Annotated in this window: 21 protein-coding genes and 7 pseudogenes; 10 read left to right on the top strand and 18 right to left on the bottom strand. The window is 33.6% G+C overall.

Features of this window, described 5'->3' with window-relative positions; translation table 11 throughout:
* From VK90_RS25960 to VK90_RS25935, 6 genes and pseudogenes are all read right to left on the bottom strand, one after another.
* Positions 1-1254, bottom strand: coding sequence for an MFS transporter (locus VK90_RS25960; RefSeq protein WP_048376346.1), 1254 nt, complete (start codon positions 1252-1254; stop codon positions 1-3).
* A 706-nt stretch (positions 1255-1960) separates the two neighbouring features.
* Positions 1961-2663 (bottom strand): annotated as a pseudogene (locus VK90_RS25955) (IS6 family transposase).
* Between the two features lie 1010 nt (positions 2664-3673).
* Positions 3674-3874, bottom strand: coding sequence for a hypothetical protein (locus tag VK90_RS29520; RefSeq protein WP_082148069.1), 201 nt, complete (start codon positions 3872-3874; stop codon positions 3674-3676).
* A 229-nt stretch (positions 3875-4103) separates the two neighbouring features.
* Entirely contained in the window at positions 4104-4292 is a 189-nt protein-coding gene (locus tag VK90_RS25945) for a hypothetical protein (protein WP_048376342.1), read from the bottom strand.
* A 261-nt stretch (positions 4293-4553) separates the two neighbouring features.
* Positions 4554-4742, bottom strand: a pseudogene (locus tag VK90_RS25940) (ArpU family transcriptional regulator); the annotation flags it as partial.
* Positions 4743-4968: 226 nt separating this feature from the next.
* Positions 4969-5484: a hypothetical protein gene (locus VK90_RS25935; protein WP_048376340.1), complete on the bottom strand. Its 516-nt coding sequence runs from the start codon at positions 5482-5484 to the stop codon at positions 4969-4971.
* A 136-nt stretch (positions 5485-5620) separates the two neighbouring features.
* Between VK90_RS25935 and VK90_RS31520 the strand changes: the two are divergent.
* Both VK90_RS31520 and VK90_RS25930 read left to right on the top strand, forming a co-directional pair.
* Positions 5621-5812: pseudogene (locus VK90_RS31520) on the top strand (chloramphenicol acetyltransferase); the annotation flags it as partial.
* 1024 nt (positions 5813-6836) lie between these two features.
* Complete coding sequence (locus VK90_RS25930; RefSeq protein WP_048376337.1) at positions 6837-8507, top strand: ribonuclease J; 1671 nt, start codon at positions 6837-6839, stop codon at positions 8505-8507.
* A gap of 229 nt (positions 8508-8736) precedes the next feature.
* Here VK90_RS25930 and VK90_RS30000 read toward each other — a convergent pair whose 3' ends face one another.
* Both VK90_RS30000 and VK90_RS25925 read right to left on the bottom strand, forming a co-directional pair.
* Positions 8737-8883: a tyrosine-type recombinase/integrase gene (locus VK90_RS30000; RefSeq protein ID WP_269431835.1), complete on the bottom strand. Its 147-nt coding sequence runs from the start codon at positions 8881-8883 to the stop codon at positions 8737-8739.
* 79 nt (positions 8884-8962) lie between these two features.
* Entirely contained in the window at positions 8963-9424 is a 462-nt protein-coding gene (locus VK90_RS25925; RefSeq protein ID WP_025149700.1) for a GNAT family N-acetyltransferase, read from the bottom strand.
* Positions 9425-10444: 1020 nt separating this feature from the next.
* On the opposite strand from VK90_RS25925, the gene VK90_RS25920 reads away from it, so the two are divergent.
* From VK90_RS25920 to VK90_RS30415, 3 genes are all read left to right on the top strand, one after another.
* A complete protein-coding gene (locus tag VK90_RS25920; protein WP_048376335.1) occupies positions 10445-11941 on the top strand; it encodes an IS110 family transposase in 1497 nt (498 codons plus the stop codon).
* 37 nt (positions 11942-11978) lie between these two features.
* Complete coding sequence (locus VK90_RS25915; protein ID WP_082148071.1) at positions 11979-12326, top strand: short-chain dehydrogenase; 348 nt, start codon at positions 11979-11981, stop codon at positions 12324-12326.
* Positions 12327-13035: 709 nt separating this feature from the next.
* Positions 13036-13200 (top strand): hypothetical protein, encoded by a 165-nt coding sequence (locus tag VK90_RS30415; protein WP_048376333.1) that lies wholly within the window; start codon positions 13036-13038, stop codon positions 13198-13200.
* Between the two features lie 159 nt (positions 13201-13359).
* On the opposite strand, the pseudogene VK90_RS30960 reads toward VK90_RS30415, so the two are convergent.
* The 3 genes and pseudogenes from VK90_RS30960 to VK90_RS30410 form a co-directional block, all read right to left on the bottom strand.
* Positions 13360-13539, bottom strand: a pseudogene (locus VK90_RS30960) (integrase); the annotation flags it as partial.
* A 346-nt stretch (positions 13540-13885) separates the two neighbouring features.
* Positions 13886-14344, bottom strand: coding sequence for a putative iron-sulfur cluster-binding metallochaperone (locus tag VK90_RS25900; protein WP_048376329.1), 459 nt, complete (start codon positions 14342-14344; stop codon positions 13886-13888).
* 29 nt (positions 14345-14373) lie between these two features.
* Positions 14374-14535: pseudogene (locus VK90_RS30410) on the bottom strand (Hg(II)-responsive transcriptional regulator); the annotation flags it as partial.
* A 156-nt stretch (positions 14536-14691) separates the two neighbouring features.
* Between VK90_RS30410 and tnpA the strand changes: the two are divergent.
* The gene (gene tnpA, locus VK90_RS25895; RefSeq protein WP_048376326.1) at positions 14692-15090 is read left to right on the top strand and encodes an IS200/IS605 family transposase; all 399 of its coding nucleotides are present in this window, start codon (positions 14692-14694) and stop codon (positions 15088-15090) included.
* An 11-nt stretch (positions 15091-15101) separates the two neighbouring features.
* Complete coding sequence (locus VK90_RS25890; RefSeq protein ID WP_048376324.1) at positions 15102-16214, top strand: RNA-guided endonuclease TnpB family protein; 1113 nt, start codon at positions 15102-15104, stop codon at positions 16212-16214.
* 132 nt (positions 16215-16346) lie between these two features.
* Here the strand turns inward: VK90_RS25890 and VK90_RS29495 are convergent.
* Positions 16347-16541 (bottom strand): annotated as a pseudogene (locus VK90_RS29495) (MerR family DNA-binding protein); the annotation flags it as partial.
* A 440-nt stretch (positions 16542-16981) separates the two neighbouring features.
* On the bottom strand, positions 16982-17512 hold the full coding sequence (locus tag VK90_RS25880; RefSeq protein WP_048376321.1) for a cysteine hydrolase family protein: 531 nt from the start codon (positions 17510-17512) through the stop codon (positions 16982-16984).
* A 199-nt stretch (positions 17513-17711) separates the two neighbouring features.
* Between VK90_RS25880 and VK90_RS25875 the strand changes: the two are divergent.
* A pseudogene (locus tag VK90_RS25875) lies at positions 17712-18335 on the top strand (polysaccharide deacetylase family protein).
* A gap of 118 nt (positions 18336-18453) precedes the next feature.
* On the opposite strand, the gene VK90_RS25870 reads toward VK90_RS25875, so the two are convergent.
* The 3 genes from VK90_RS25870 to VK90_RS25855 form a co-directional block, all read right to left on the bottom strand.
* On the bottom strand, positions 18454-18873 hold the full coding sequence (locus VK90_RS25870) for a DUF1259 domain-containing protein (RefSeq protein WP_048376320.1): 420 nt from the start codon (positions 18871-18873) through the stop codon (positions 18454-18456).
* Between the two features lie 464 nt (positions 18874-19337).
* Complete coding sequence (locus VK90_RS25860) at positions 19338-19841, bottom strand: DUF3995 domain-containing protein (protein WP_053081463.1); 504 nt, start codon at positions 19839-19841, stop codon at positions 19338-19340.
* Positions 19842-20249: 408 nt separating this feature from the next.
* Positions 20250-20705, bottom strand: coding sequence for a MarR family winged helix-turn-helix transcriptional regulator (locus VK90_RS25855; protein ID WP_048376316.1), 456 nt, complete (start codon positions 20703-20705; stop codon positions 20250-20252).
* Positions 20706-21111: 406 nt separating this feature from the next.
* Here VK90_RS25855 and VK90_RS25850 point away from each other — a divergent pair, with 406 nt between their 5' ends.
* The gene (locus VK90_RS25850; RefSeq protein WP_048376314.1) at positions 21112-21750 is read left to right on the top strand and encodes a TetR/AcrR family transcriptional regulator; all 639 of its coding nucleotides are present in this window, start codon (positions 21112-21114) and stop codon (positions 21748-21750) included.
* 521 nt (positions 21751-22271) lie between these two features.
* Here VK90_RS25850 and VK90_RS25845 read toward each other — a convergent pair.
* Both VK90_RS25845 and VK90_RS25840 read right to left on the bottom strand, forming a co-directional pair.
* Entirely contained in the window at positions 22272-23111 is an 840-nt protein-coding gene (locus VK90_RS25845; protein WP_048376312.1) for a YitT family protein, read from the bottom strand.
* A gap of 286 nt (positions 23112-23397) precedes the next feature.
* Entirely contained in the window at positions 23398-23712 is a 315-nt protein-coding gene (locus tag VK90_RS25840; RefSeq protein ID WP_048376311.1) for a hypothetical protein, read from the bottom strand.
* Positions 23713-24138: 426 nt separating this feature from the next.
* Between VK90_RS25840 and VK90_RS25835 the strand changes: the two genes are divergently transcribed.
* Positions 24139-24567, top strand: coding sequence for a cell wall hydrolase (locus VK90_RS25835; protein WP_048376309.1), 429 nt, complete (start codon positions 24139-24141; stop codon positions 24565-24567).
* The last annotated feature ends 325 nt before the right edge of the window (positions 24568-24892 follow it).

Here is a 24892-nt window from a genome sequence, read left to right as displayed (position 1 = left end):
TCAAAAATTATTTACTCTTATAGGTTCGTGTTTATGTTTAGCCCATAAATATTTCTGCAGTAAAACTCCAATTACCCCAATGATAATAAGCCCAATCCCGCCATAAACATAGAGTTGAGTTACTCCAAACAAATGAACTAACGGGCCACTCATAGCAGGAGAAATAATTAGAACTGCGTTTGTTAAACTGCTTTGTATACCAAATACTCTTCCTACTTGATCTTGATCGGATTCTATTTGTAAAATGACTTGATTAGATACAAGCATCAATCCACTTCCAATCCCGGCGATAAAACTAATCAGATAGGCCAAAACGAAGACCGTACCGGGCGTTATCAGGCCAATCCCCCCAAAACCAATTCCCATTAAAACCATGCCCCCACATACTACCCAACCATATTGAAATTGTTTTAATTTCTGAGTTAGTAATGCACCAAGTATTCCCCCAAGACCAATAATAGAAATGATATATCCCATTTTACTTTTATCATGTGGAAATAAACTCTTAAATAAAGTAGGGAACTGTGAGTCTACTAATTGTAATACTGCCATAGCTATTGTAACGAAAATCATAGTTGATAATATTATCCGATTAGATAACACATAACCCCACCCTTGTACCCAAGCGGTCCAAGGGCTTTGCTTTTGCTTTTCAACAAGTTCTTTCGATAGAGTTTCTTTGAATTTTATTGTGGGTATCAGAACCAAAGTAGCTAATAAACAACTTATAGCTCTTATAATGAGGCAGAACTCTGGCTGAAACCAGCTTAGCAACATGCCTCCTATAAGTGGACCTACTATCTTTGTTCCCTGCTCAACTATTCCGTTGGTACTTACTGCTTTAGTAAGCAAATCAGGAGACACTATCTGTCTTGTTAGTGTTTGCTGTGCAGGATAATAGAAAACAATAAAAATAGAACGAATCATTAATGCCACTAAGAGCCAGTGGATATTTTGTACAAATAAAAGAGCAATTGTTATTAGACCAACCATAAGATTACAAAACATCATAATTGGAATTTTTCTAAAGCGATCTGCAATAACACCTGCCCATGAACCAAAGATAATTCCGGGAAGTGCATATGCAACAGGAATCAATCCAATCATGGTAGGGTCTACTTCCCATTCAAACCCAACAATAGTCATAATAGCTAACATATCAATAAACACACCAAGCATAAGTAGTGAATAGGCAGAGAAAACTTGTAAATAAATTGTATTTCCCCATAGGCTTTTTGAGTCAGTAGTTTTCATAAAAATAAGCTCCTTAGGTTACTAATATAGACGCTTTTGCATATAAGGTACCCCTTTATTAAACCTAATTAATCATTCTAAATATTTCACGTAGAATTTAACGTTTTCAAAAAATCCAACCAATTATAATATTGTGTATAATGGAAATAATCAGATAAATAAAAGCATATCTATCTCTTCATTTTTTATTTCAAATTCTAAAAAATATACCTTTATCTTACACTGATAACAGCTAAACATTACCTTAGTTTAACCATTTACAGTTGTTTTTACATTCAATTCACACCCCTTTTCAAAATTGTCTTTTTTTCTATCTAAAATACTATCACACAACTTTTTCATCTACTATATTCATAAAGTTGAAATAATCAAATCAGAAAATTCGGATAAAAAAATCAAATCCACAAACCAAATCAGTCAATTACAATTTAGTTATATCGTCATTCAATACATGGCTTTAGTCATCGGAATGTCAAACAGTGAGTTTTATTTAATTTTATTAACATAATAGTTTACGGAAACCATCAATCCTATTAAACAAAAAAGTAAATTTTACTTTAATATTCTGTTTTTTTATTAAGCAGTTTTAAAATAGGGCAAGTGAAATTATAGGTATGATTTTATGTGAATATTAAAGTTAAAATGGTTTTAGTGCAAAGACTGCATTTATTGAAAGAGATGTATAGATTCCTAATGGAATCTATTCTTATGCAGCCATTCCAAATAGTTGATGGATGAACTTCACTTGATTTTGGACAGACTTGTCCCGTAAAGCAAGTTGCCCTTTTTTAGTGCTATGCATCGCTTCTATTCCTGAAAGAATAGATTTAGCTGTACGAAAAGATTTCAATCCTAACATTGAACGAACTCTCTTTTTAATAAAACGATGATCTTGTTCCACAATGTTATTAAGATATTTTACCTGCCTTATTTGGGTGCCTATGGGCATCCTTTTCTCTTTCTTCAACTTTCCAATCGCAATAGGATGGGTTCTTATCTACTGTGATAACATGGGGCTTTGAAACATGAAAAAACTGCAAAGCTTTCTCGAAAAAGCGCTTTGCAGCCTTATGATCTCTTGTGTTGCTTAAATAAAAATCAATCGTATTTCCTTCTGAATCAACTCCACGATATAGGTACATCCATTGACCTTTGACTTTCACATATGTCTCATCGACTCGCCAAGAATCATTGGTTGGCTTAAGATGATGCCGTACTCGCTCATCTAATTCAGAACCATACTGGTGAACCCATCGCATGATGGTTGTATGAGCAATAGATAGTCCGCGTTCTTCCATCATTTCGACTAAATCAGGAAAACTGAGGTTGTACCGTAGGTACCATCTTACGGTTAATAAAATAATAGTAGGTTGATAATGTTTCCACTTGAATAAATTTTGCTTTTCCATACTGATCACGTCCTTTTTTTTAGAGTACTAGTATCAGTATGTCCAAGTCTGGGAGATTACTTGCAGATACTTTGAGGTTTTTGCACCCAAGCCGTCCGTGATGGTATTTTAATAGTTACTGTAAGTGGTACGGCTGTACATATATAATAGGATAGAAAACAGGTTCTCCCCGTAAAGTGTATATGCTTTACGGGCATTTTCCCCTCACACATCTCGAAAATTAAGTATACTCTTTGTTTTGAGATATGAGACATTTTTAGTTTAGAATTAAAACTTGCTATCTATCAATATATTAATTTCATAATATAAACCTTAATAAATTTTTTTAATAAAAGACTCTGTGGCCATCCTAGATCGATTTACTGCATGATGCTACCCATAACACAGATCTGAAAATGAGCAAATTCCCATTTTCATCTCAATTACATAAGATTTCTTATGTAAACAAGGTTTTTGGGAAATACGCCGTCATATCAACGTTTTCGACACTTTCGAAAACTTACACTTACAACAACTTTTATACATCGTTGATTTTACGCTATTTTCACCTTAAGACACCGTTATTTCCTGCATAAACTTCATATTGTTAACTATCTCTATTTTCGTTCGTTGTATTCGTTTGTTTTGTTAGAGAAAAAAAACAATTAAATAGATTAATTGTTTTTTCTATGCAAAATCTTAATTTTTTATTTTTTTGAAGTAACCTATAATGCTTGAAAAAATGAAGTCCCCCAATGCGAGTGGTATATAGATAAACCATATCTTTAATATAGCCTTTGTTTCTCTATGATCAGAATCCCCCATTCAAATCACCTTATCTCCTTCTTTTATCTATATTTTCATTTTAATTCCATTAATATGAAAATTATACCATTTATTAAAATAATAGTCTTTATTTTTAAAAAATTCTCAAAGTATTTTACCCTTATCATCCCTTAACAACAAATAAGACCAGAAAATCCATGTACAAAAAAAGAGCGCTTTTCTTCAAAGCACTCTCCAATATGAATTTACCAATCTCGACGGTCATCACAATCACAGTTATGATGATGGTTACGTCTACGACGACATTCATCACAATCACAGTCATGATGATGGTTATGTCGACGACGACGGTCATCACAATCTCTTTGTCTGTGTCTGCAAAACATTAAATCATCCCAAAATCTATTACACTCTCGAGAATGTCTGAAATTATCATTACATCCCATAAATATGCTTACCTCCTCTTAACAATAGAATTCATCATATTCTATGATTAAAAGTTAAAAACAGCTTGTTTACTAGTCTATGTTCTGCATTTTAAAGTAATAATATTCATTTTGAATCTTCAAATTGCAAATCTATTTCACTCGCTTATCATCCATTAACAACAGACAAGACGCCCCCCAGATTACGACAGCGCCTATAATAGTAGTTATAAATTTAATAAAATCATTTTTACTTATTTCCTTGTTTCCATACCCCATTCTTTTTGTGATAGATATCCTTGCTAGTCATGAATTGAAACGAACTACCAGGAATACTATATTTTTTATTTTTCTCTCTTTTCTCTTTAGGATTTTCCAAAATAACTTGTTGTAGATCTGTTCTCCATTGCTTTAAGCGTTCTTTTTCTCGCCTCTTCACTTATACCCCTTTAAATGAAAATTTATATGCCCATATTAAATATATCTCTAGAATTTAATTTATGTAAGGGGTCACAATCGTTGGTCAACTTAGGGTTATATCAAGTCAAATGTCCATTTTATTAAGTAAATAAGAGTACCCTCCATTAGGTACTCTTCAAGAATAAGTATGGCGCTCCAAGTTTCACCTCATATGATAACTTGTCCCACGATTTTATCATATGTTTGTTTTTTTAGAATGTTCACTGGTTTAATGTGTAATTTCTATTAATAAGTTATTAAGCGCCTTCTCTACCTGCTGCACCTTCCATTTACTCGTATTCCTTGAATCACGTAACTCAGGAAACAAACTGATTCCTTCTTGCTCCACTTCATTACTGAATCGCATCTTGAGTGCTCTATATTCCTTTAATACGCTTATTACTTCCTTTTGTACTTTCTTATCATCGATAGCTGGTAATAAAGTTAATTGCCTTTCTAAGTTGGAATCCCCCTATTTCTGAATTTGTAATTTTAACATTATATAAGGTACGTGAAATTTTATTATTTAACTACTGAATAAAGGAACAGTGTGCATTAACATAGCCCCCACCCCACTATTGCGCATTGTTCCGCTATCCATAAAATAAAGTATTAGACTAGAAAGTGAATATACGTAAACGTAAAAAGACCGCCTATTACCGTTGGTCAGTTTTCTTAGGTCTTGCATAAAGGGTACTAAGTGCAATGAATAAAAATGGAGACAAAATTGCAAGTGATAGACTTGGGATAGAGCTTTCATAAAGCCAGTATTGAATCATTGGCATATCCCAGTATGAAACTTTTAAAACCGCAACTGTATTTTCTCTCGATGTTTCATTTAGTGTTGTACCTATAACTTTTCCGTATACAGTAAACTCTCCGATAGAAGCTGGATCATCAACATGATGGAACGGTGTGTCACCTTCAAGCTCAATATCCGTAGATTTTACATTAGGGTATGTATCTTTAATTTTTTCTTTTAATATAGCTAAATCACTCTTACTTATTTTTTGAGGTGCTCCCGTAGTGGCTTGTGCGTATACGTGCAATTTTATGTCATCTTTTTGGATAGCTGACCTACCTACTATTCTATTTGGAGAAAACATAAGAAATATAACATGCAAAATAAAAAATATTACAAAGACTTTAGAACATTTTTCTAATTTGTTCATTCATCACACCACCAATACATATTAATAACATTATAATATGCATTAGGCAATTAATCCCACATCAAAACATTTGTTGGTTTGAAATAAGATTTAATTAAAAACACCTCATAAATCCATAATTTATGATAATTAAAATAAAGATGTTCCGCCTTATTCAATTGTAGGAGGGAATCCAGCTAAATTAATACGTTATAGATTTGACGAGGAAACAATTGATATTCTCAATATCATTAAGTAGTGGGACTGGGATATTGAAAAAATAACTGAATTCATTCCCGTTTTGACAAGCAATAATACGAGTGCTTTAAAGGCGCTGATAAAGTCATAATAAAAACTGTTAACTAGGTAGTAAGGAAATTGAAATCTATTTCTTTTATCTATTGTTTTGCACCTAGCCGATACCTCTAGTTGCATAAGGGCTATTTTTAAACATCTTTATTGTGACTGATTTTGAGGGAGTTAGTAGACATAGAAAAAAATTAAATAACTATTGTAAACACCCTTCGATTATTCGGACGGTGTTTACTGCGTTTATAGCTTAGAAATTAAATAGCTATATTATCATTTAACATTAGACACATTTAATCAATTACCTGTGCGTTAAGGGATACCCCCCATCACCATCAAGCTAAGATTTTGAGAAACCTCCCATAACAAAAATTTTACCTTTTCACAGTTATTCATAAGAGTTCGGCTCATTTTTTCTTTTTTTTGGCCTTTATTTTTCTTAAATTGATGGGTATGTGTCACTCCCCCTATTGAGGGAGCTAAATTAATGGATTTTGCTACTGCGGATTCCGAGTTTAAGAATATCCAATTTTTGGACCCAATCTATTAAACATCAATATCTCATCCCTTAAAAGATTTGTGTTAACAAAAATCACATCTATTTGGATCCCTTAATGTTCTGATGAGATGTGGATTCAGTGTTACAGATGAAGACAGCGTTTTTTCCAATGCACGTAGTTAAGATTTAGATGAATTTGTTCTCACCCTAAGCTAAGCAATTAGTATAAGGAGAGCTTCTTCTGTTTTAGGGGGCTATTCTACAATATAAGTGCAGCATCACCTCTGCATAACGATCTTCCATTATCGGGCGCATTTCTTAAAAAAGAATTGCGTCTTTATTAAGAATCGAAAGCCATGAGTGATTTCAATAGCAGCTATCTCCATGAGAGGATAGGCTTCGATAACGATGTGGGAAACTAAGACATCAATGTTGTAGTCATTATTTTTAGGAAAAAACAAGTCTAGAGTTCCCTTTTTTATTGGAATCTCGAGCATTCAACCCACTGATAAATGGAAACCAAAAGGGCATACTAAGATTATATTTAAAATGGGAGGATCTAAATTTGAGTACAATAGAGAATGCATTATCTATCTTCGCCTTAGGCGGCTTGAATGAAATCGGGAAAAATATGTATGCAATCGAATATTCAAACGATATCGTGATTATCGACTGTGGCAATAAGTTTCCAGATGAAAGTTTTTTAGGAGTTGATTTGATTATCCCTGATATAGCTTACTTAGTAGAAAATAAAGATAAAGTCAGGGCTTTACTTGTCACACATGGACATGAAGATCATATCGGGGGGATCCCGTTCTTCTTAAAAAAATTGAATGTACCCGTTTATGCCACACGCTTCACACTAGGATTAATTGAAATCAAATTAAAAGAACATAAACTTTTAGGAGAAAGTGAACTTATTGAAATCAACTCAAACTCAAACTTGACAATCGGAGAAATGAGTGTAAGCTTTTTCAAAGTGACCCATAGTATTCCTGATTGCTTGGGAATAGTCTTTCACACACCAGAGGGTAATATTGTACATACGGGGGACTTCAAGTTCGATTTAACCCCTGCGAATAATGAGAATTCAGATATTCATAAAATGGCTGCAATCGGCAAAGAAGGGGTCTTGCTTCTATTGTCTGAGAGTACCAATGCAGAACGCCCTGGTTTGACCCCATCGGAACAAATGGTAGGTGAACATGTGGAAGCAGCTTTCATGAAAGCCGAACGCAAAGTTATTCTTTCTACCTTTGCTTCAAATATTAGTCGCGTTCAGCAAGTCGTGAATGCAGCACAAAAAACAAATCGAAAAATTGCGTTGCTTGGACGAAGTATGGTTAATGTCGTAGCGGTTGCTATGAATCGTGGTTATTTAACAGTTCCAGATGGAATGTTAATTGACCCACATGAAATAAATGAAATGGCTCCTGAAAGGGTGGCTATTTTATGCACGGGGAGTCAAGGAGAACCATTGGCTGCTCTTGCTCGCCTGTCCACTGGAAACTTTCGCGGTGTCGACATTTTACCTGAAGATACGGTTATCTTTGCAGCTGGTCCAATACCCGGGAATGAACGAAATATCACGAGTATCGTAGACAATTTATTTGCACTTGGAGCCAACGTGATTTATGGATCAGGAAGTACATCCGGAATGCATGTTTCTGGCCATGGTTATCAAGAAGATTTAAAACTAATGCTTACATTAATGAAACCAAAATATTTTATTCCCATTCACGGTGAATTTAGAATGCTACACCATCACCGTTTGTTAGGTGAATCCGTTGGAGTAGAACAAGGAAACACGTTTATCATCAATAATGGAGATGTCGTCGATATTGAACATACCATTGCCCGTCAGACCCGGAAAATACCGGTTGGGAATACCTACGTAGACGGGGGAGATATCGATAATATTGGGGAATTTGTGTTACGAGACCGCAAGCAACTTTCAGAGGATGGGATGCTCATGATTGTTTTAACTATGAGCAAAGCGGAAGGAAAACTGATTTCTGAACCCGATACCATTTCTCGTGGATTTGTGGATAGAGATTTCTCGGAACTCCGAAGAGAGGTTAATCGACTTACTATAAAAACTGTTAACGAGCTACAAGAAGCAAATAGAAACCAATGGAATGTAATGAAAAAACAAATAAAAAAATCAATACGACAATATGTATATACACATACTAAGAAAAAGCCAATGATTGTTCCTATACTTATTGAAATTTAATAAGGGGAAAGTTTAAAAAAAAATGAATTAATTGATCTTCAACAATTGGGCGCAATTCTCTAATAAGAATTGTGCTCTTTCTTTTGTATTGGATCATTTAATGGAAAAAAAAGTAGAGGTTTGATTTACTTTCTAATAATTCTTTACTTTACAATCTGGCCCAATTCAAATAGATACGTCTTTATACATGCACGCCTCGATTTTGATTAAAGATTAATTTCTGTAGCTTTCAAAAATATTTAATATAAAAATCGTGTCTCAACTTTCCGCTCAGCTGAGCATATATTCTCGTGGTTTCACTCTTCTCATGACCAAGTAAGCTTTGTATTACTTCAAGTGGCGCACCGTTGTTAATCATATGTGTAGCATAGCTTATTCCATTATTAAAAATCCCAATCTCTCAGTGATATAAATGAGAAATTGGGATTTAATTATTCAACAATTGCATCCAATTGTTAAAGCACATCCATTTTTCGCAAACGTTTTACAAACCTATAACCAGTTATTTCGTAACCAAGGAATTTATATAGTTCGTGTGCCTTTACCCTCTTTTCACTTTTTCCACTTAGAAGATAAATAAAATCAGATCCTCTTTTCAAAGACCATTCTTCCACATATTTAATCAATGCTTTCGCAATACCTTGACCGCGATATTCTTTCTTTGTAACTAGCGATGTTATTTGAATCTTTTCATCGTTGTTTGTGTACGTTGTATGAATTGTTATTCCTATCATCCCTACTAAGTTATTATCATTTATTGCAACAAAGGTGTAGTAATTTGGATTGGATTCGATACGTTCCATTCTTACTTTCATTTCATCTAATGAACTAGGATAACCTAAATCTGGCATTAAATCTGTTAATTGTTTGATGTCATCAGAATTATATTTTCTTATCTCCACTATGAGCCCCTCCATATTTTTCTCTAATTGTATCATCTTATATTCTGCCTTCATCAAGAAACAAATACTTTTTCCTATTACCATCAAGTGTTTCATTAAAAAAATGTTTTAGACTATAGAAAAAGTATTAGACTGTTTCCGTAGTCTTTTCAGAATAAATTAGTTAAAAATAAAAGACTACATACTATTCGCGAAAGAGTATAAAACAGAGGAATTATAGAAGGGGTTAACTGGTTTTGGAGGAGGACATAGCCCATAGCGGGAGGCGTATCCGTAGATGTAAAGCATCGAGGACCTTGAAAATAAGAATAATCAACTATCTAGAAAACTATTAGACGATAAAATACAATATGAAATATAATAATAATGCCAATGCATCTCTTTTTTTAATGTGGGTACGCTTTCGAGCAGTAACTCTTTAGACTGTTTTGGAGCATTGGCGTACATAGAAAAAAAGACTCCTACAAAAAGGGGTCTTTTTTATGTTTCTTGCTTATCATAAAAAAATAGGTTCGTTTACTATGAATATAGACAAAGGTTTTTATTGGCAGCAAGCCATTATCCCGGTAAATTAGTTAAAAAGATAAGGGGATTATCTAAGGTGTGCAGAGCCTTGTACCCACAAGTAGTGGAGTGCCCCAATTGCATATAAGAGGTCTAGGATATATAATACTAGCCCCAATCCAGTTATGGTCGGAAACACCTTAAAAGGTCACTGCACACACTCATTATAACAAATTAAACAAAAAAGATAAAAACTCCTGTAAATTAGGCAGGGAATAGGATACTAGATAAAGAACTTTTCTTTTAGAAATTTAAAAGACTATATGTAAGTGAAATTCAAAAACATATATAGTCTTTAATGAAATTAGCGATTGAAACTCTTTGGTTATTTGGGGCTGGTTCTTGGCTAGACCTCTTTACTTAATGTGAGATTTACCATCTGGCGTTATAGTCCTGACATACTACATTGGGCATTAAGCTCTAACGGAAAATTGGACAGTCAGATGTATATATCGCTAGGAGGATTTACGTATGAGTGAAAACATAGTAGTACCCTTTAGTTTTATAGAGGAATCCAAAGAAAAAGAGAAAGAAACTAAGAGGATGATGTACCAGTTATTTGTGGGAATTGACATTGGTGCCTCTTTTCACGTTGCTAGTTGTATCCCCTTCCAAGCTTTTTTAGACCCAAAGGGACGTGAATGGAAACGGGCAAAAACAATGAAATTTAATGCGGACAGCCTAGGAATAACACAGTTCTTACAAGCATTAGGACAAATGGAAAAACAACTAGGAATTCATAGATCAGATTTCCTAGTTTTATTAGAACCAACAGGTGGTCACTACTCTTACCTGCTTCAACAAGTCCTTTTGAACGAAAATTTTGATGTATACCTAGTGGAAAATTCCGCAGTAAAAGACTTCCGCGAAAAGCATTTAGGAATTACTGAAAAATCAGATGCGGTAGACGCAAGGGTAATGTCCTATATGGGATGGCACAAGACTTTACACCCTCATATGAAAGGAGTTAGCCTACTTAAACCAGTTTCGGTAACTCAATCTATCTTTCGTTCGTTAACCCGTGACCGATGGTTATTAAATACTCAGTTAACACGGCGTAAAAATCAGGTGCAGCAACTTTTAGCTGTGACGCACCCAGACCTCAAAGTAGCATTTAAGAAGCTTGGTACCACTTCTGTGATGAAGTTCGTATTGAAGTATCCTACTGGTAAAGATCTAAAGCTAGCCACACAGGAAGAACTACGACAAACAATGATTGAATCTGGGGCAAAGCAAATAGCTACGAAGGCGTCTGAGGCACTAGCAGAAGTTACTGCAAAGTCTATAACAATTGATGTCCCTCATTTAGTTGGAAGACAAAATTGGGTAATTGAAGAAGCGTTACGTATTGAAGAAAGTATTAAAGGGATTGACAATCACATCCAAGAACTACTTCACGGAAATTCAAGCAAAGGTATTAAACCTCACCCTTATACGGAGTTATTATACTCTTTCCCTTTTATGAGTGATACTTGGGCTTGTACCCTTATCGGAGCCATTGGTGATGTTGAACGATTTAATACATATAAAGAGTTCAAAAAATATCTTGGTGTTTCGGCTGAAAATAAACAATCTGGGACATCAGTAAAGGGTACGAGAATGACTTTTAGTGGTGTTCGAGATGCACGGCGAGTTCTCTTTCAAATGGCAATGATTATCATTGCGATGAAAAAGCAACCGTCTGTATTCAGCTCCTATTATCATCGTCTAGTAGAGCGTAAAATGAATGGAAAAACAGCAATTGGGCATATGTGTGGAAAGATTGCCAAAATCCTTTATATGATGCTTAAAACGGGGCAAAAATATGACCCTGTAAAACACGCACAAGCAACAGGTATTCCTTGGGATTCTGTTTATGACAAAAGAACAAAAAATGTCAACTCGGAGAAGTTTTATCAAAAGGCATTAAAGCTTGCGGGAGATTCAACATCTGACGATGTTGAATTAATTGAAACAGAGGAAGAATAAGAGTGTCAGTTTATTTCTTATTAAGAGGGTGATTATTATAACTTGCGTACACGAATTTGGGATATTTGATGATTTTGACATTCAAAAAAAATACAATGATTATACCCCTCAGAAATACAATTGTATTTCTGTTGATGATGATATTATCAATAGTTTAATTGGAAATTTATCTATAATGAAAACATACTTTCATTCATTTAATCGTCCTGAATATGGATTAGCCTATTACGGAATAACGATTATTCCACCTGAATCATTATCATTGTTTTATGATGTAGTCACATCATCAAGGTATTTTAAAAATTCTACCGAGCTTAGTGAACTGGCTTCAAAAATTATACAAGCAACAGAAGAAAAGAAATATATGATACATTATGGGATTTGAACCTAACTAAGTTCGTTTTTTAGATTGTGTCATTGTTTAAACTACGGATGCGTTAGTTTAACAAAATGGGGAAACCATTGATTAATAGAGTTTCCCTTTATTATTGTGCATTAAGATTTAACCGCTTTATTATTTAAACAGTAAGTGTTTTAAAAGGTAAAAAACAGCTATTTTCAGCACAAAAATAGTGCTATTTCCAAGAGGGATTTTTTACTTCTCTTTAGGATAGCACTACACTACATTAAAAAATAGTTGTAGACTGATTTGATGTTTTCTTTACATGAAAGCACTTTTTGCTAACATAAAACCAAAATATCGAAAGACCTTTAAAAGTCCCTTCAGTACTTCTTATCAAGACCTAAATTATAAAAATCCCTAAAAATAAAGAAAATCACATATTATACATGACTAATATATGCTCTCCTTTTATTCCATTAAAGCGCCCGATTGTGGAAAATCACCAAGCGTCTATTATCTAGTGAGTTGAAAAAGAATTTGTTCCACAACTCTTAAGTGATGATACTTAAACATTAAATTTTCCTCCTACAATCCCTTTAAAGCCGTCAATCTCCGTCTTTTAAATTCCCTGACCATTGCTATACCTAAGCCAAACAAATATACCACCTCTAGCAAATTAATTAACATATCATATTCAAGAAAGTTTAATTAGCTAATAGCATATGTTTTATTGAAAGGGTGTGATTGAATTATGGATCGGCCGAAATGGGGCATTGGAGCGTTAGTATTCGTTGGCTGCATGTTTCTTGGTGGAGGAGTGGGATCTTTGTTAGGAAGTTCCCAAATTGGATGGCTGATAGGAATGGGTGTTGGATTTCTTGGGATGGCTTTAACGAGACTGATTAGAAAACAATAGAACAGGGGTCCTCCTTTCGGTAAATAAGGCTATATGCATTTAAGTAATTACTTACATACTAGCCCTGTAACATGTAGTAATCGTACTCATACAAAGCCACTCTTTAACAGAAAGTGGCTATTTTTGTTTTCGGCTCTGCTAAATTAAAAGAGCCGATGTTTTGCCTAACTTCCGCTCTTTTAATTTAGTAGCAGGTTTTTTAAGAATAAAGCCTTCATCATGTGTCCATCTAAAAAGTGATTTGATGCAACGAACTCGGTGTCCTAAACTAGATGGCTTTAAGTGTTCTCCTGCTTCAATTATGTAAACCTTTAGTTTTTCTGTAGTAAATTCACTCATGTTAATGTCACCAAAATAACGTAATAAAAAATTATATTGAAAATAATATGTTTTTAAAGTCAGAGGTGAATATCCCTCAATTTTTATCTAATTGCTACTGTTCTCAGGACTCAGATAATAACATTATTCTTCACGCTCCCATTCTATAAATCAATTAATCTAGTATTATGTTCAAGGAGAGTCTCTTTTATACGCTAGTCATTCAACAATCGTAGAAAACCAAGAAATTACTTAACCATGAGAACACTTGAAATACAAGAAAAAGACGCTTCTCTATAAAAGAATAGCACCCTTTTGCGGAGGAATATTGATTTATTTTGGTGAAAAAAAGCAACATTTAGGTTCCTTATGACATTTTTCTAATATAAGTTGTAATATTGCCTAAACAACAACTACCTTGTGGATTGTTTACTTCACAACCACATCGGTTTTCTTTTATGTTTTCGCGAATATGTTCTACTGGATTAGGAGTAAGTCCATTTTCCACATATTGTTTAATTTTTTCTTTTGTCCAATCAAAACAATAACAAATTGGTGTAGTTGCTGAGTCATCTTTTTGATGTACAGCTACCTTTATGTCAGATACAAAGTATTTTTTATTATTCGTATCAAAATAGACTACATCACAATCTTCGTTTGAACAAAAATAGTGATTTTCTTTAGTATTTAATGTTTCTAATGCAGATGGTTTAAGCAATGATTTTAGTGTAATCAACTTTACATTCTTAACTTTATTTTTACATGTTGGACAATGACCATTATTTTCAATTTTTATTCCTTTAAGGTTACTACAACAATCTTCCATTATTCTTCCACCTTTACAATTTATTATTATTATAAATATTCTTCTGCTTTCTTTTCTGAGTCCATTAAAGTTTCGATAATAGGACATTCGTAAATATCCTTGTTTTCGGGACATCTTTCTTTAAGGTCTATCAACATTTGTTTAATTTTTTTAAGGTCTTGAATTTTACGTTGGATGTTCTCTAATTTAACGAATTCCCCGAAAGAATTCTCCTTCCTCAAGCGTGTGAAGGGCGTAGCCCAACGGTAGGTGGGAGATGAATTTCGGTTTGGCGTAGCCAAAAGGTTTTGATTTATATTTTGCCTCTGATATAATCAGTCTTATAAAGTATAAAGGTTGTTATATCAATGAAATTAGATAATAATAACCATTCAGTATTCATGTTGTATTATCACCTTTTGTTGGTCGTAAAATACAGAAGAAATGTGTTTGATGATGATATGTCAGACTATGCAAAAGATATGTTTGTTCGACTATCTGAAAACTATAACATCACATTAGTTGAATGGAATCATGATGTAGACCATGTTCATATTTTGTTCAAGGCACATCCTAATACAGAAATGACAAAATTCATTAATGCTTATAAAAGTGCCAGTTCTCGACTCATTAAAAGAGATTTTCCACATGTAAAAAAGAAACTTTGGAAAGAGATGTTTTGGTCAAGAAGTTTTTGCTTACTAACTACTGGTGGTTCGCCAATAGACGCAGTAAAAAAATATATTGAAAATCAAGGTGAAAAGTGAGGTGAAATGATATGACAAAGCATAATAAAGCATATAAATTCCGTTTGTACCCAACAGAAGACCAAGCACATCTTATGCGTAAAACCTTCGGCTGTGTACGTTTCGTGTATAACAGAATGTTGGCTGAACGTAAAGAAGTATATGAGAAATACAAAGATGATAAAGAACAACTAAAGAAACAAAAGTTTCCCACTCCTGCGAAATACAAAGCAGAATTTGAGTGGTTAAAAGAAGTTGATTCATTAGCTTTGGCAAATGCTCAATTAAACTTGCAAACTGCCTATAAGAATTTTTTTAGTGGTCAAAATGACTTTCCTACATTCAAAAGCAAAAAAGATAGAAAATCGTATACAACGAATGTAGTAAACGGAAATATTATGTTGCTTAATGGTCATATCAAATTGCCAAAACTGAAAATGGTACGTATCAAACAGCATAGAGAAATACCACAAGACCATATTATCAAATCATGTACAATTTCTATGACACCTACTGGTAAATACTATGTGTCCATCTTGACTGAATACGAAAAAGAGATTGTACAAAAAGAAACAGAAATAGTTGTTGGATTAGACTTTGCAATGGATGGATTATACGTTAGTTCTGAGGATGAGAAAGCCAATTATCCTAAGTTTTATCGTAAAATGTTAGACCAATTAGCAAAGGCACAACGAGTATTAGCAAGACGTGCTAAAGGCTCAGAACGTTGGAACAAACAACGTATTCGTGTAGCGAAATTACATGAAAAAGTAGCGAACCAACGTAAGGATTTTCTACATCATAAGTCTAAAGAGTTAGCTACTATTTTCGATGTTGTAGCTATTGAAGACCTAAACATGAAAGGAATGTCGCAAGTACTTCATTTTGGAAAAAGTGTCGCTGATAATGGTTGGGGTATGTTCACTTCTTTCTTAGTTTATAAACTAAACGAACAAGGAAAACTACTTGTGAAAATAGACAAATGGTTTCCTTCCACAAAAACATGTAGCGGTTGTGGAAATGTAAAAAGTATGTCATTGTCTGAACGAGTATATTCTTGTGTATGCGGTGTAAATCTCGATAGAGATTATAACTCAGCTATCAATATCAAAAATGAGGCAATACGCCTATTAGCGTTAGCGTAAATAGCAATGAAATAGCCTTTGGAACAAGGGAGTTAGCTCGGCTGTCTTAGGACTAATTCGTTAGCTATCAAAAGTAACGACTAACCGAGAAGCCCCCACTTCAAACAGTCCGTTAGGACGTTAAGTGGCGGGTAGTTCACGAACAGTGAAATCATATATGTCACAGCACTTTGCTTCATTGCGATCGACAACCCCTAGCAATTTGTCAATTTCATTTAAGGTAAACCCCAATTCCTGCGTCCGTTTTATGAAATTCAAACGATCGACCATTTGTAGGGAATACATTCGGTATCCTTTTTCGGTACGATTAGGCTCTGGAATTAAGCCTTGCACTTATGACTATTCGGTTGAGCCATCGATATGTTGTTCTGAAACGTCAATATATCTTAAAAAGGAGCTCCCTTTATCAAGAGAGCTCCTTCTCTTATTTCTTATTTCTTCTTCTTTTCTGTCGGTTGGCTTTGTTTAGCAAAATTAGATGAATCATCGAAATTCGGTTGCTTTTTACCAGCATTATTACTTCTACCTTTTCCCATATGTAATGCACCTCCCCTCACCCTTACTATTCCCAATAAAAAAATCCTCTTGCATCCAAAAGAATTTTTTATGAAGAGATACTTTTTCCGTTCTGGAGATATTATAAAATATTAGCTTGATGGTGATATTCCAGTATTTATTTAGCAGTTATAAATCAATATACTAATCACTAAAAAGCATAGTCGGGAAGCATATTTTATTATAAAACAAAATCAGTTGTAAGAAAGTAATTAAAATTCTATATTTTCCGCATTTTTTACACAAGCAAACCATTGACCGATTATCTCGTTATGATGCTTAATGATTTGAGACGCTGATAATACTGTAGAATTATATGTACTATGTCCATTCCCTACAAGAGTAACGTCATATCCTAAGCTGTACGCACGCCTGCATGTTGCATCTACACAAATTTCAGATTGAATTCCTGCTATAACAATTCGTTTTATATTCCTCATTTCCAGAGCTTGTTGAAGACCCGTTTTATGAAAAGAATCTGGGTGATTCTTCTCAAGAACGACATCTTCTATTGCTGGAGCAATAGATTTATGAATTTCCCACCCAGCTGTCCCTTGTTTAAGTGTGGAACCAGACTTCCCATTAAATTTCATGTAAAAAATGGGGGCTGAAGCAGAACGGGCTTTAGAAATCAATAATCGAATAACTCTTAATAATTCCATTTCATTATATAGAACTTTTCTCTCTTCAAATGAACCTACTTGTACATCAATAATAAGAAGTGCTGTACAGCTTTTCATCATAAATACCCTCCTAACACTTGTTCCCAAAATACAAAAAAATATATGTAAACTACCAAGTTATGCATATTTAATGTCTCCAAAATTTCCAAATAAACACACTAATAAATGTATGTATTTGCTACCAATACTATGAAATGCTTACGCCATTTGTAAGAAACTAAATTCCACTTCACTTAATAGTCATAAAGGGTAGGTAATAATGGTTCATAAATTAAAGTGTATAATTATAGTCGGTATCTTATGTACTATTGGTACAAGGACTTCAAATAAAGTAGCAGCTCGCATGTTAATGAGAGAAGATCTAGAACCAACGGGGATAACCACTTGGGACGTACCTACCAACAAAAGATAATTGACTTTCGTATACAACAGGATCCTCAATTAGTAAAAACGGTTTTAAATAAAGGGCATGAAATTGGCAATCATACAATGAATCATGTTTTCGCTCAAAATACACCATTAAAAATAATCCAAAATGACATTTTAGAAAGGCAGAAATATATAGAAAAATGGAATAAAGATTCCGTACTTTTCAGACCACCTGGTGGTTATATAAATTACACTGTATTTACAACAGTCAAGCAACAACGGGAACAAATTGTACTTTGGTCTTGGCATCAAGATTCACGTGATTGGCCGAATCATGAGGTAACTGCCATTGCTAATCACGTATAAAAAATGCTCGTAACGGAGATATTGTTCTTCTTCATGATGGTGGAGGGAACAGAAGACAACTGTAGTAGCTCTAAAAATCATTCTTCCTAAGAATCAGGAAAAAGGATTTCAATTTGTTAAAGTTTATGATCTTCTCAAGTATAAATGAAGTAAGTAGCATGGGTGTACCTCTAAAAATACTCACAATATGACTGCTAAAATGTAGATGTGCAAAGAAAACTTTTCTCCAAACTATTAACAAAAAATAAATACATCCAAATCACTGATTATTGAGCCTCGTTATTAGCAACAGGATAGCTACTTAAGAACAAAAAAGAATTTGCCAATTTTTTTGCAAAATGTAACGGGGGCTCTACTGATTGGATATGAATATACATAATTAATGGGTTCATGTACAACCAGTGATTATGTAAAGCACTAACAATAATTCCTTGTTGTACAATTGATCTCATAAATGAAGGGATCTCTTCTTGCAGAACAGCAATTTCTCCTAAATTTAATGCATTACCATTTTGATCCAACGATTCAAAACTTACTCCTACGGGTACTACATAGGCACTTGGCTTCCCTTGAACAAGCACCCTAAAATCACGATGAAAAGATACCGAACAACCACCTTGACTTATTTCACTTTTCCCTTTAAGAATTGTAGCAAATTGATCACAAATGAAATTAAAGTTGTGCATAAATTTCATTCCTTTCTCATACAAAATGATGAATTTAGAGTTTTAATTTAAAAAGGACTTTTTCCTACTCTTACAGCCAAGAAACACGGATAAACAAACTCAACTCGCTTCAAAATTCTAAAAAACAGGTCACAAAGTGTAATCTGTGACCTGTTTTTTTTAGACGAAATACCTATGGTATCTCCAAGCAATCATAACCATTCTTGAAAGGGATTAATGTATCAGCTTTATTGAACGTCTGATTCATGATGTCCCCCTGTTCTGTTGTAGCTTTGAAATAAAGTTTGATTAAAAATACCTCCCAAACCCATAGTTTACGGTAAAGAAAAAGAAACCAGTTTGAAAAAAGTTTGATCAAAATGGATTCCACTTTTGAGATTGACTATTTATCTTTCATAAAAAAGTTTGATCATTTTTGTGATCTTCCCTCCATTAAAGCGCCCGTTTCTTGAATAACTATAGGTTTACCGCATATTTATCCCGTTCTGTTTTATTTTTTTCCCATTATTGGAGGTATAAATATAAAGAAAAGCAAGAAGTCCATATAAGATTCCTCCTAACAAGAAAAACGGTTCAACAATTACTAATAGTAAAGAAAGTGATTCTGCTTCCAACAAGCTTTGAATTATCCCTACACCACCGCGTAAACCCAAAACCACACACGCTCCCCATGCTGAAGTGAGCAAAAACCAGGATGGAAACCTTCGACCCCATGCTTGAACAAGTGCAAGTGCAGTAAATGCAGAAATTATACATAGGGCAATTGCAACCAGATTAATGATGAATAACACTTCGCCCATCGTCCTGCCTTCAAATCCTAAAGTGCCTCCTGTAGCCCAGTAAATGTGGATTAACCCGAATAGAGTCGACCAAACAAAAGCTGCATAACCAGTAAAAACCAACCACTTCTCGATTTTGTCCAGAGGATGACGATCATTATTGTTTTTGATTGTAATAACTCCTTTCATTATGAGGGATAACAGAAATCTTTTTGAATTACGTATAGTTTTATATATTGTTTCATTTTATAATTTATTATTATTAAATCCAATAAAAATTTTACGAATATTATGATTGTATTTGTACAATCAGTTACTACATTATATGGCTCGATTGCTGAATAAGAAAAAATCCTGCACATCAACATAGGATTTTGATCAAACTTTTTTACATATTATCAATCTTTATTTTAAACGATCAGACTTTTTTATAAATTATCAAACTTTATTTTAAAGCCACATCTGTATCTCATTATAAAAAATCCATAAAGTAGGCAATTGTACATTTTTAGTTTATGTACATTATGTAAATATGCGCCTAATCAAATAACCCTATGCAACTTCTCTAATAAAAGCCACTCCATAAAGACTCTATTACTATTTGGTCTCAAGGGTATTCTTTTTTTCTTCCCGTATAATTTGATTTATTTTAATTAAGGTATCGGTCATTTGCTGCAAGGATTCGATATCAATTTTAGAGAAGTATTTCTCAATAAGTAAATCATCTAGCTCAGACAACCGTTCTATAAACTTGCTACCGTTAGGACCAAGTGTAAGGAAATATTCACGTTTATTGTTCGGATTTACTTGTTTCGAAATCATCTTATGTTTTTCCAATTTAGATAAAACTTGACTGACAGCACTTTTGGATATATTAAAAGTGCTCGCAATGTTGTTTGCTGTAGTATTTTTATTTAAATTGATATAGAATATCATGTTCTCTTGCTGTCCTGTTAGACCGAACTCAGTCTTTAACTCCTGAGATATTAAAATGTTTAATTCATTGTAGGCCCGGTTCATTTCGGTAATTACTCCTTTATAAGAACTAGTCATATGATTCTTCCTCCACTCATTTTGTTATTGCACCGTACGATGTTATTTCGCTTTTGTATATAATTAAGTTAAGTTAACTGTACAATTTCTTTGTGTTAGTGTAAAGCAAAATGTATCTCAATACTTTAATTACAAATTCTTTTTAATAGTACATAAAAAGCTCCTATCTCACAGCAGTATTTGCAAGAATCCCTTGAACTACACAAGGTACACCTTTTGGAGCAGTATCACAGGGTTGCTATTCTAGTCCCTCATATAGATAAAATGTAATGGATTAATAAATTATGGAGTTTCAAAGACTCATTTTTTCAAGACAGTTTAATTTACATTTAATACATAGATGCAAGATAAGAAACAAAAAGAGGCGATCTGTTGTTTCCAATGATAATAACGAAAACGGAGGTATATGGTATTGAAAAAATCGAATCTACGGATTATTCAGACAAAGGTATTTATATATGATGCTTTTATCAAGCTGATAGGGGAAAAGGGATACAACGCTATTACCATTCAAGACCTCACAGATGAGGCACTCATTAATCGGGCAACATTTTACTCGCATTACAGGGATAAACAAGCTTTGTTAACAAAGCTTACCGAAAATACTCTAGGAGAATTCACAAGTAAGATGGTCCTTTATATCCATGTACAGGAAAATCAAATAGAACTTTCGAAATTCGAGGAAATTTTACAATCCATATTTGAATGTATCACAAAACATGCAGACTTTTATAAATCCATGCTTGGGCCTCATGGCATTCATGATTTTAAGCTACAAATGCAGCAGGCTATCATGGATAACCTTGAACAAAATTCCATTAAGCATACACTTGCAGAACATGACTTAGATATTCCGAAAGATATGGTATTGCACTTCATCACTTCCTCTATTATTGGGATAGCAATTTGGTGGCTTCAAAATGACATAAAATATTCACCTAAATATACTGCAGAACAAGCAGCGAAGCTTTTTACTAAAGGCCCCTTTTGTACATTGGGTTTTACTTTTTTTTCACGAGGTCTAGAAAAAGCAACTGTACTGTGAAGAATCATCCTATCATTCCAGGAAATTCGTACGTATTGACACAAATTGCACTCAAGTTAACCGGTACCTTAAAAGTTAAGGTGCCGGTTAATGATTTTATGCTTAATAATTGAAATTTGGTCTCTTCCTAATTTCAATTATTATCTCCAATAGTTATAGCTCCTTTAGGTACTGCTGCAAAAACTCTAAAGTTCTTGCAAGTAATCTCCTAAACTTGGACATACTGATCGTACACCTTTTATAGAGTGGTATTATCAATATGTCCAAAATTTGAAGATTCATTGCACAAGTTTTATCGTTTTTACACCAGAATCGTTTATAACGAAAACATGTTGCTTATAATAAAATTATATCTTATTCGCTATATAATTCAATTTACACTTAGTTCATAAACGTATTGTAAAAAACAAAATTTTAAATTGTGTCGTTTATATTGACGATAACGAACGATTAATTAAAACAGGTAGGCATCTAGCTAATACCAACTCTACAAATTCTAACTCTTTTAAAATAACCTCTTATTAAGCCTTAGAAATATCAACAAATCCTTCCCCAAACACATCACGAACATCGTGTATAGCGATGAAAGCACTCGTATCAGTAGATTGAACAATCCGTTTTAACTTCATTACTTCTTGCTTATTAATAACAATATAAAGAATGTCCTTCGGGGTTTTTGTGTAATAACCATGACCTGAGTATACGGTAACCCCTCTGTCCATTAAGGTAGTCACCTGTTCGGCAATTTCATTCGGTTTATCAGAAATAATCGTAATGGCCTTTTTCGGATTCAAACCTTCGATTACAAATTCCATCACTTTTGTTCCTACATATAACATAATAATTGTCAGCATCAGCTTTTCTGCACCAATGATGAAATACGATGAAAAAGCAACTATTAAATCGAAAAACAACAGACCATAGCTAATGCTCCATCCTAAATACTTATGCGTCATCCTTGCTAAGATGGTAGTACCCGCTGTTGTTCCGCCAACACGAATGATTAGACCAATCCCGCATCCTATAAATACTCCTCCAAAAATGGCATTTACCAGCATTTCATTCGAAGCAATATTCCAGCCTTCTGTCAGATGAAGAAAAAGCGAGTTGGTAACTACAGCAATAATCGTATAAATCGTTGTTACCTTATTCAAAAATTTGTAGCCAACTATTAACAAAATTGCATTTAAAATTAAGTTGACTAAGCCTGGTGACCACTCAAATAAATAGTAGGTAATAATCGTGATACCCGTTACCCCTCCTTCACCGAACTCGTTCGGGATAACAAACAAATTCACACCTAACGCAAAAAGGAATGCACCAATAATAATAAAAATAATGTCTATGGTTCTTTTTTTCATACACTACCTCACTTCTTATAAAAATATTTACTCAGGCATAAACCCTAACCATTATAACCTGGAACATTTAACCCGACCAGTAGTCTGTTTTTATTTTAATACAGGATTTTAACTAAATCAGGAACAGCATTCAAACTACAATTACAAAATAATAGTACATCTAGTGCTTCTTTATCTGATGGACATGTTTTCAACTAAATTATTACATTTAAATTAAAATAAAAGGCATTAACCTTTACACTGTATTGGTTAATGTCTTTTATTTCTTGTCTAATGAAATTACGTATTATTTCCTCTCCGAAATTTCAATATTATAGTGTTCTAAATCAGAGTTACTTACATTCTTTTCTAAGTATGTCAACCATTCCTTCTTATAGTCCATTTTTTCTGTTTCAATCCAAATTATTGGATCAGTGATACCAATTTGAAAACTAGCTAAATCATATTTGTACCAAACGTTTTCAATTGCTGTTGCAATACGTTCTTCACGTAATTCTGTAGCACTTTTAGTTGTATCTACTTCACTAGCATAAACATTAAATACTAGTATACAAGTTAAAAGTACTACTAAAACGAAAGAAAGTTTTTCATTATAATACACCTATACAACTTTATTGTACGATGATAACCCATTTTTACATTTAATTTCCAATAAAATTCATAAAAATGCATCTGCGCTTTTAAAATAAATTCATTTTGTAGTGTAAAAGAACTTCCTTATTTTTGGTCTGTTCGGTTTAATTTGAAAGTAAACCTTTAAAATATTAGTTCACATTCAATACCCCAAATTCATTGACTGCACAACAAATCTCCTAATATCCTCAAAACACAGATAATAAAAGATTTGTTAGCTTTTCTTTCCAATTGTACGAAAAAATATTTTGCATAACAATTTTATCATCCCCCTTATATATAAGAGTAATTCTCTTTCATACTCCGTAAACATAAAAACCTATATTATGTAAAAAAGTCATTATCCTGACTAATAAACAATACTATAAGAAGAAAATATAATGGAGGTGAAGTCATGGGAGTTGTTAACGCTACAGATGCAGATATTGCACTTTTAGCAAGATTACTGAGAGCAGAAGCCGAAGGAGAAGGAACCCAGGGTATGTTGCTCGTCGGAAATGTAGGAATTAACCGAATAAGAGCCAATTGTTCCGATTTTAAAAACCTTCGTACCATTAGACAAATGATTTTCCAAGAACACGCGTTTGAAGCTGTTACTCACGGTTATTTCTATCAAAGAGCAAGAGAAAGTGAAAAAAGCTTAGCTCGTCGAGTAATCAATGGAGAGAGGTTCTGGCCTGGGAAATTTAGTTTGTGGTATTTTAGGCCACCAGGTGATTGTCCTCAACAATGGTATAATCAGCCTCTTGTGGGGCGTTTTAAAAAGCACTGTTTTTTTCAACCAACAGCCGCAACTTGTGAACAGGTTTATAACACATTTTAAACAATGATAAAAACAATCTGTAATTAAAGAAAGAATAAAAAAGCGTTAATTTAACACTTTTTTACTAGTTTTAGGGGTAGCGTCCATGCACATCAACTTAGGGAAACAAGTTATCCCCAAAACGATGAAAATGAATCTTATTACTATAAAAGCCATAAAATTCTTCGTTTTGGGCTGCAAAAAAATTTGAAGTTTATAGAGATAGGGCGGGACCTCTTTAAAAAGATAAAACCCTGTTTATCAAAACAGGGTTTCTCATATCAAATAATATTTGCTTACTTTCTAAATAGCTATACTACATGTGAACTACCCACCACTTAGTATC

Origin of the sequence: Bacillus sp. LK2, assembly GCF_001043575.1 — a bacterium.
GTDB classification, from domain to species: domain Bacteria; phylum Bacillota; class Bacilli; order Bacillales; family Bacillaceae_G; genus Bacillus_A; species Bacillus_A paramycoides.
This window is presented reverse-complemented; position numbering and strand designations above follow the sequence as displayed.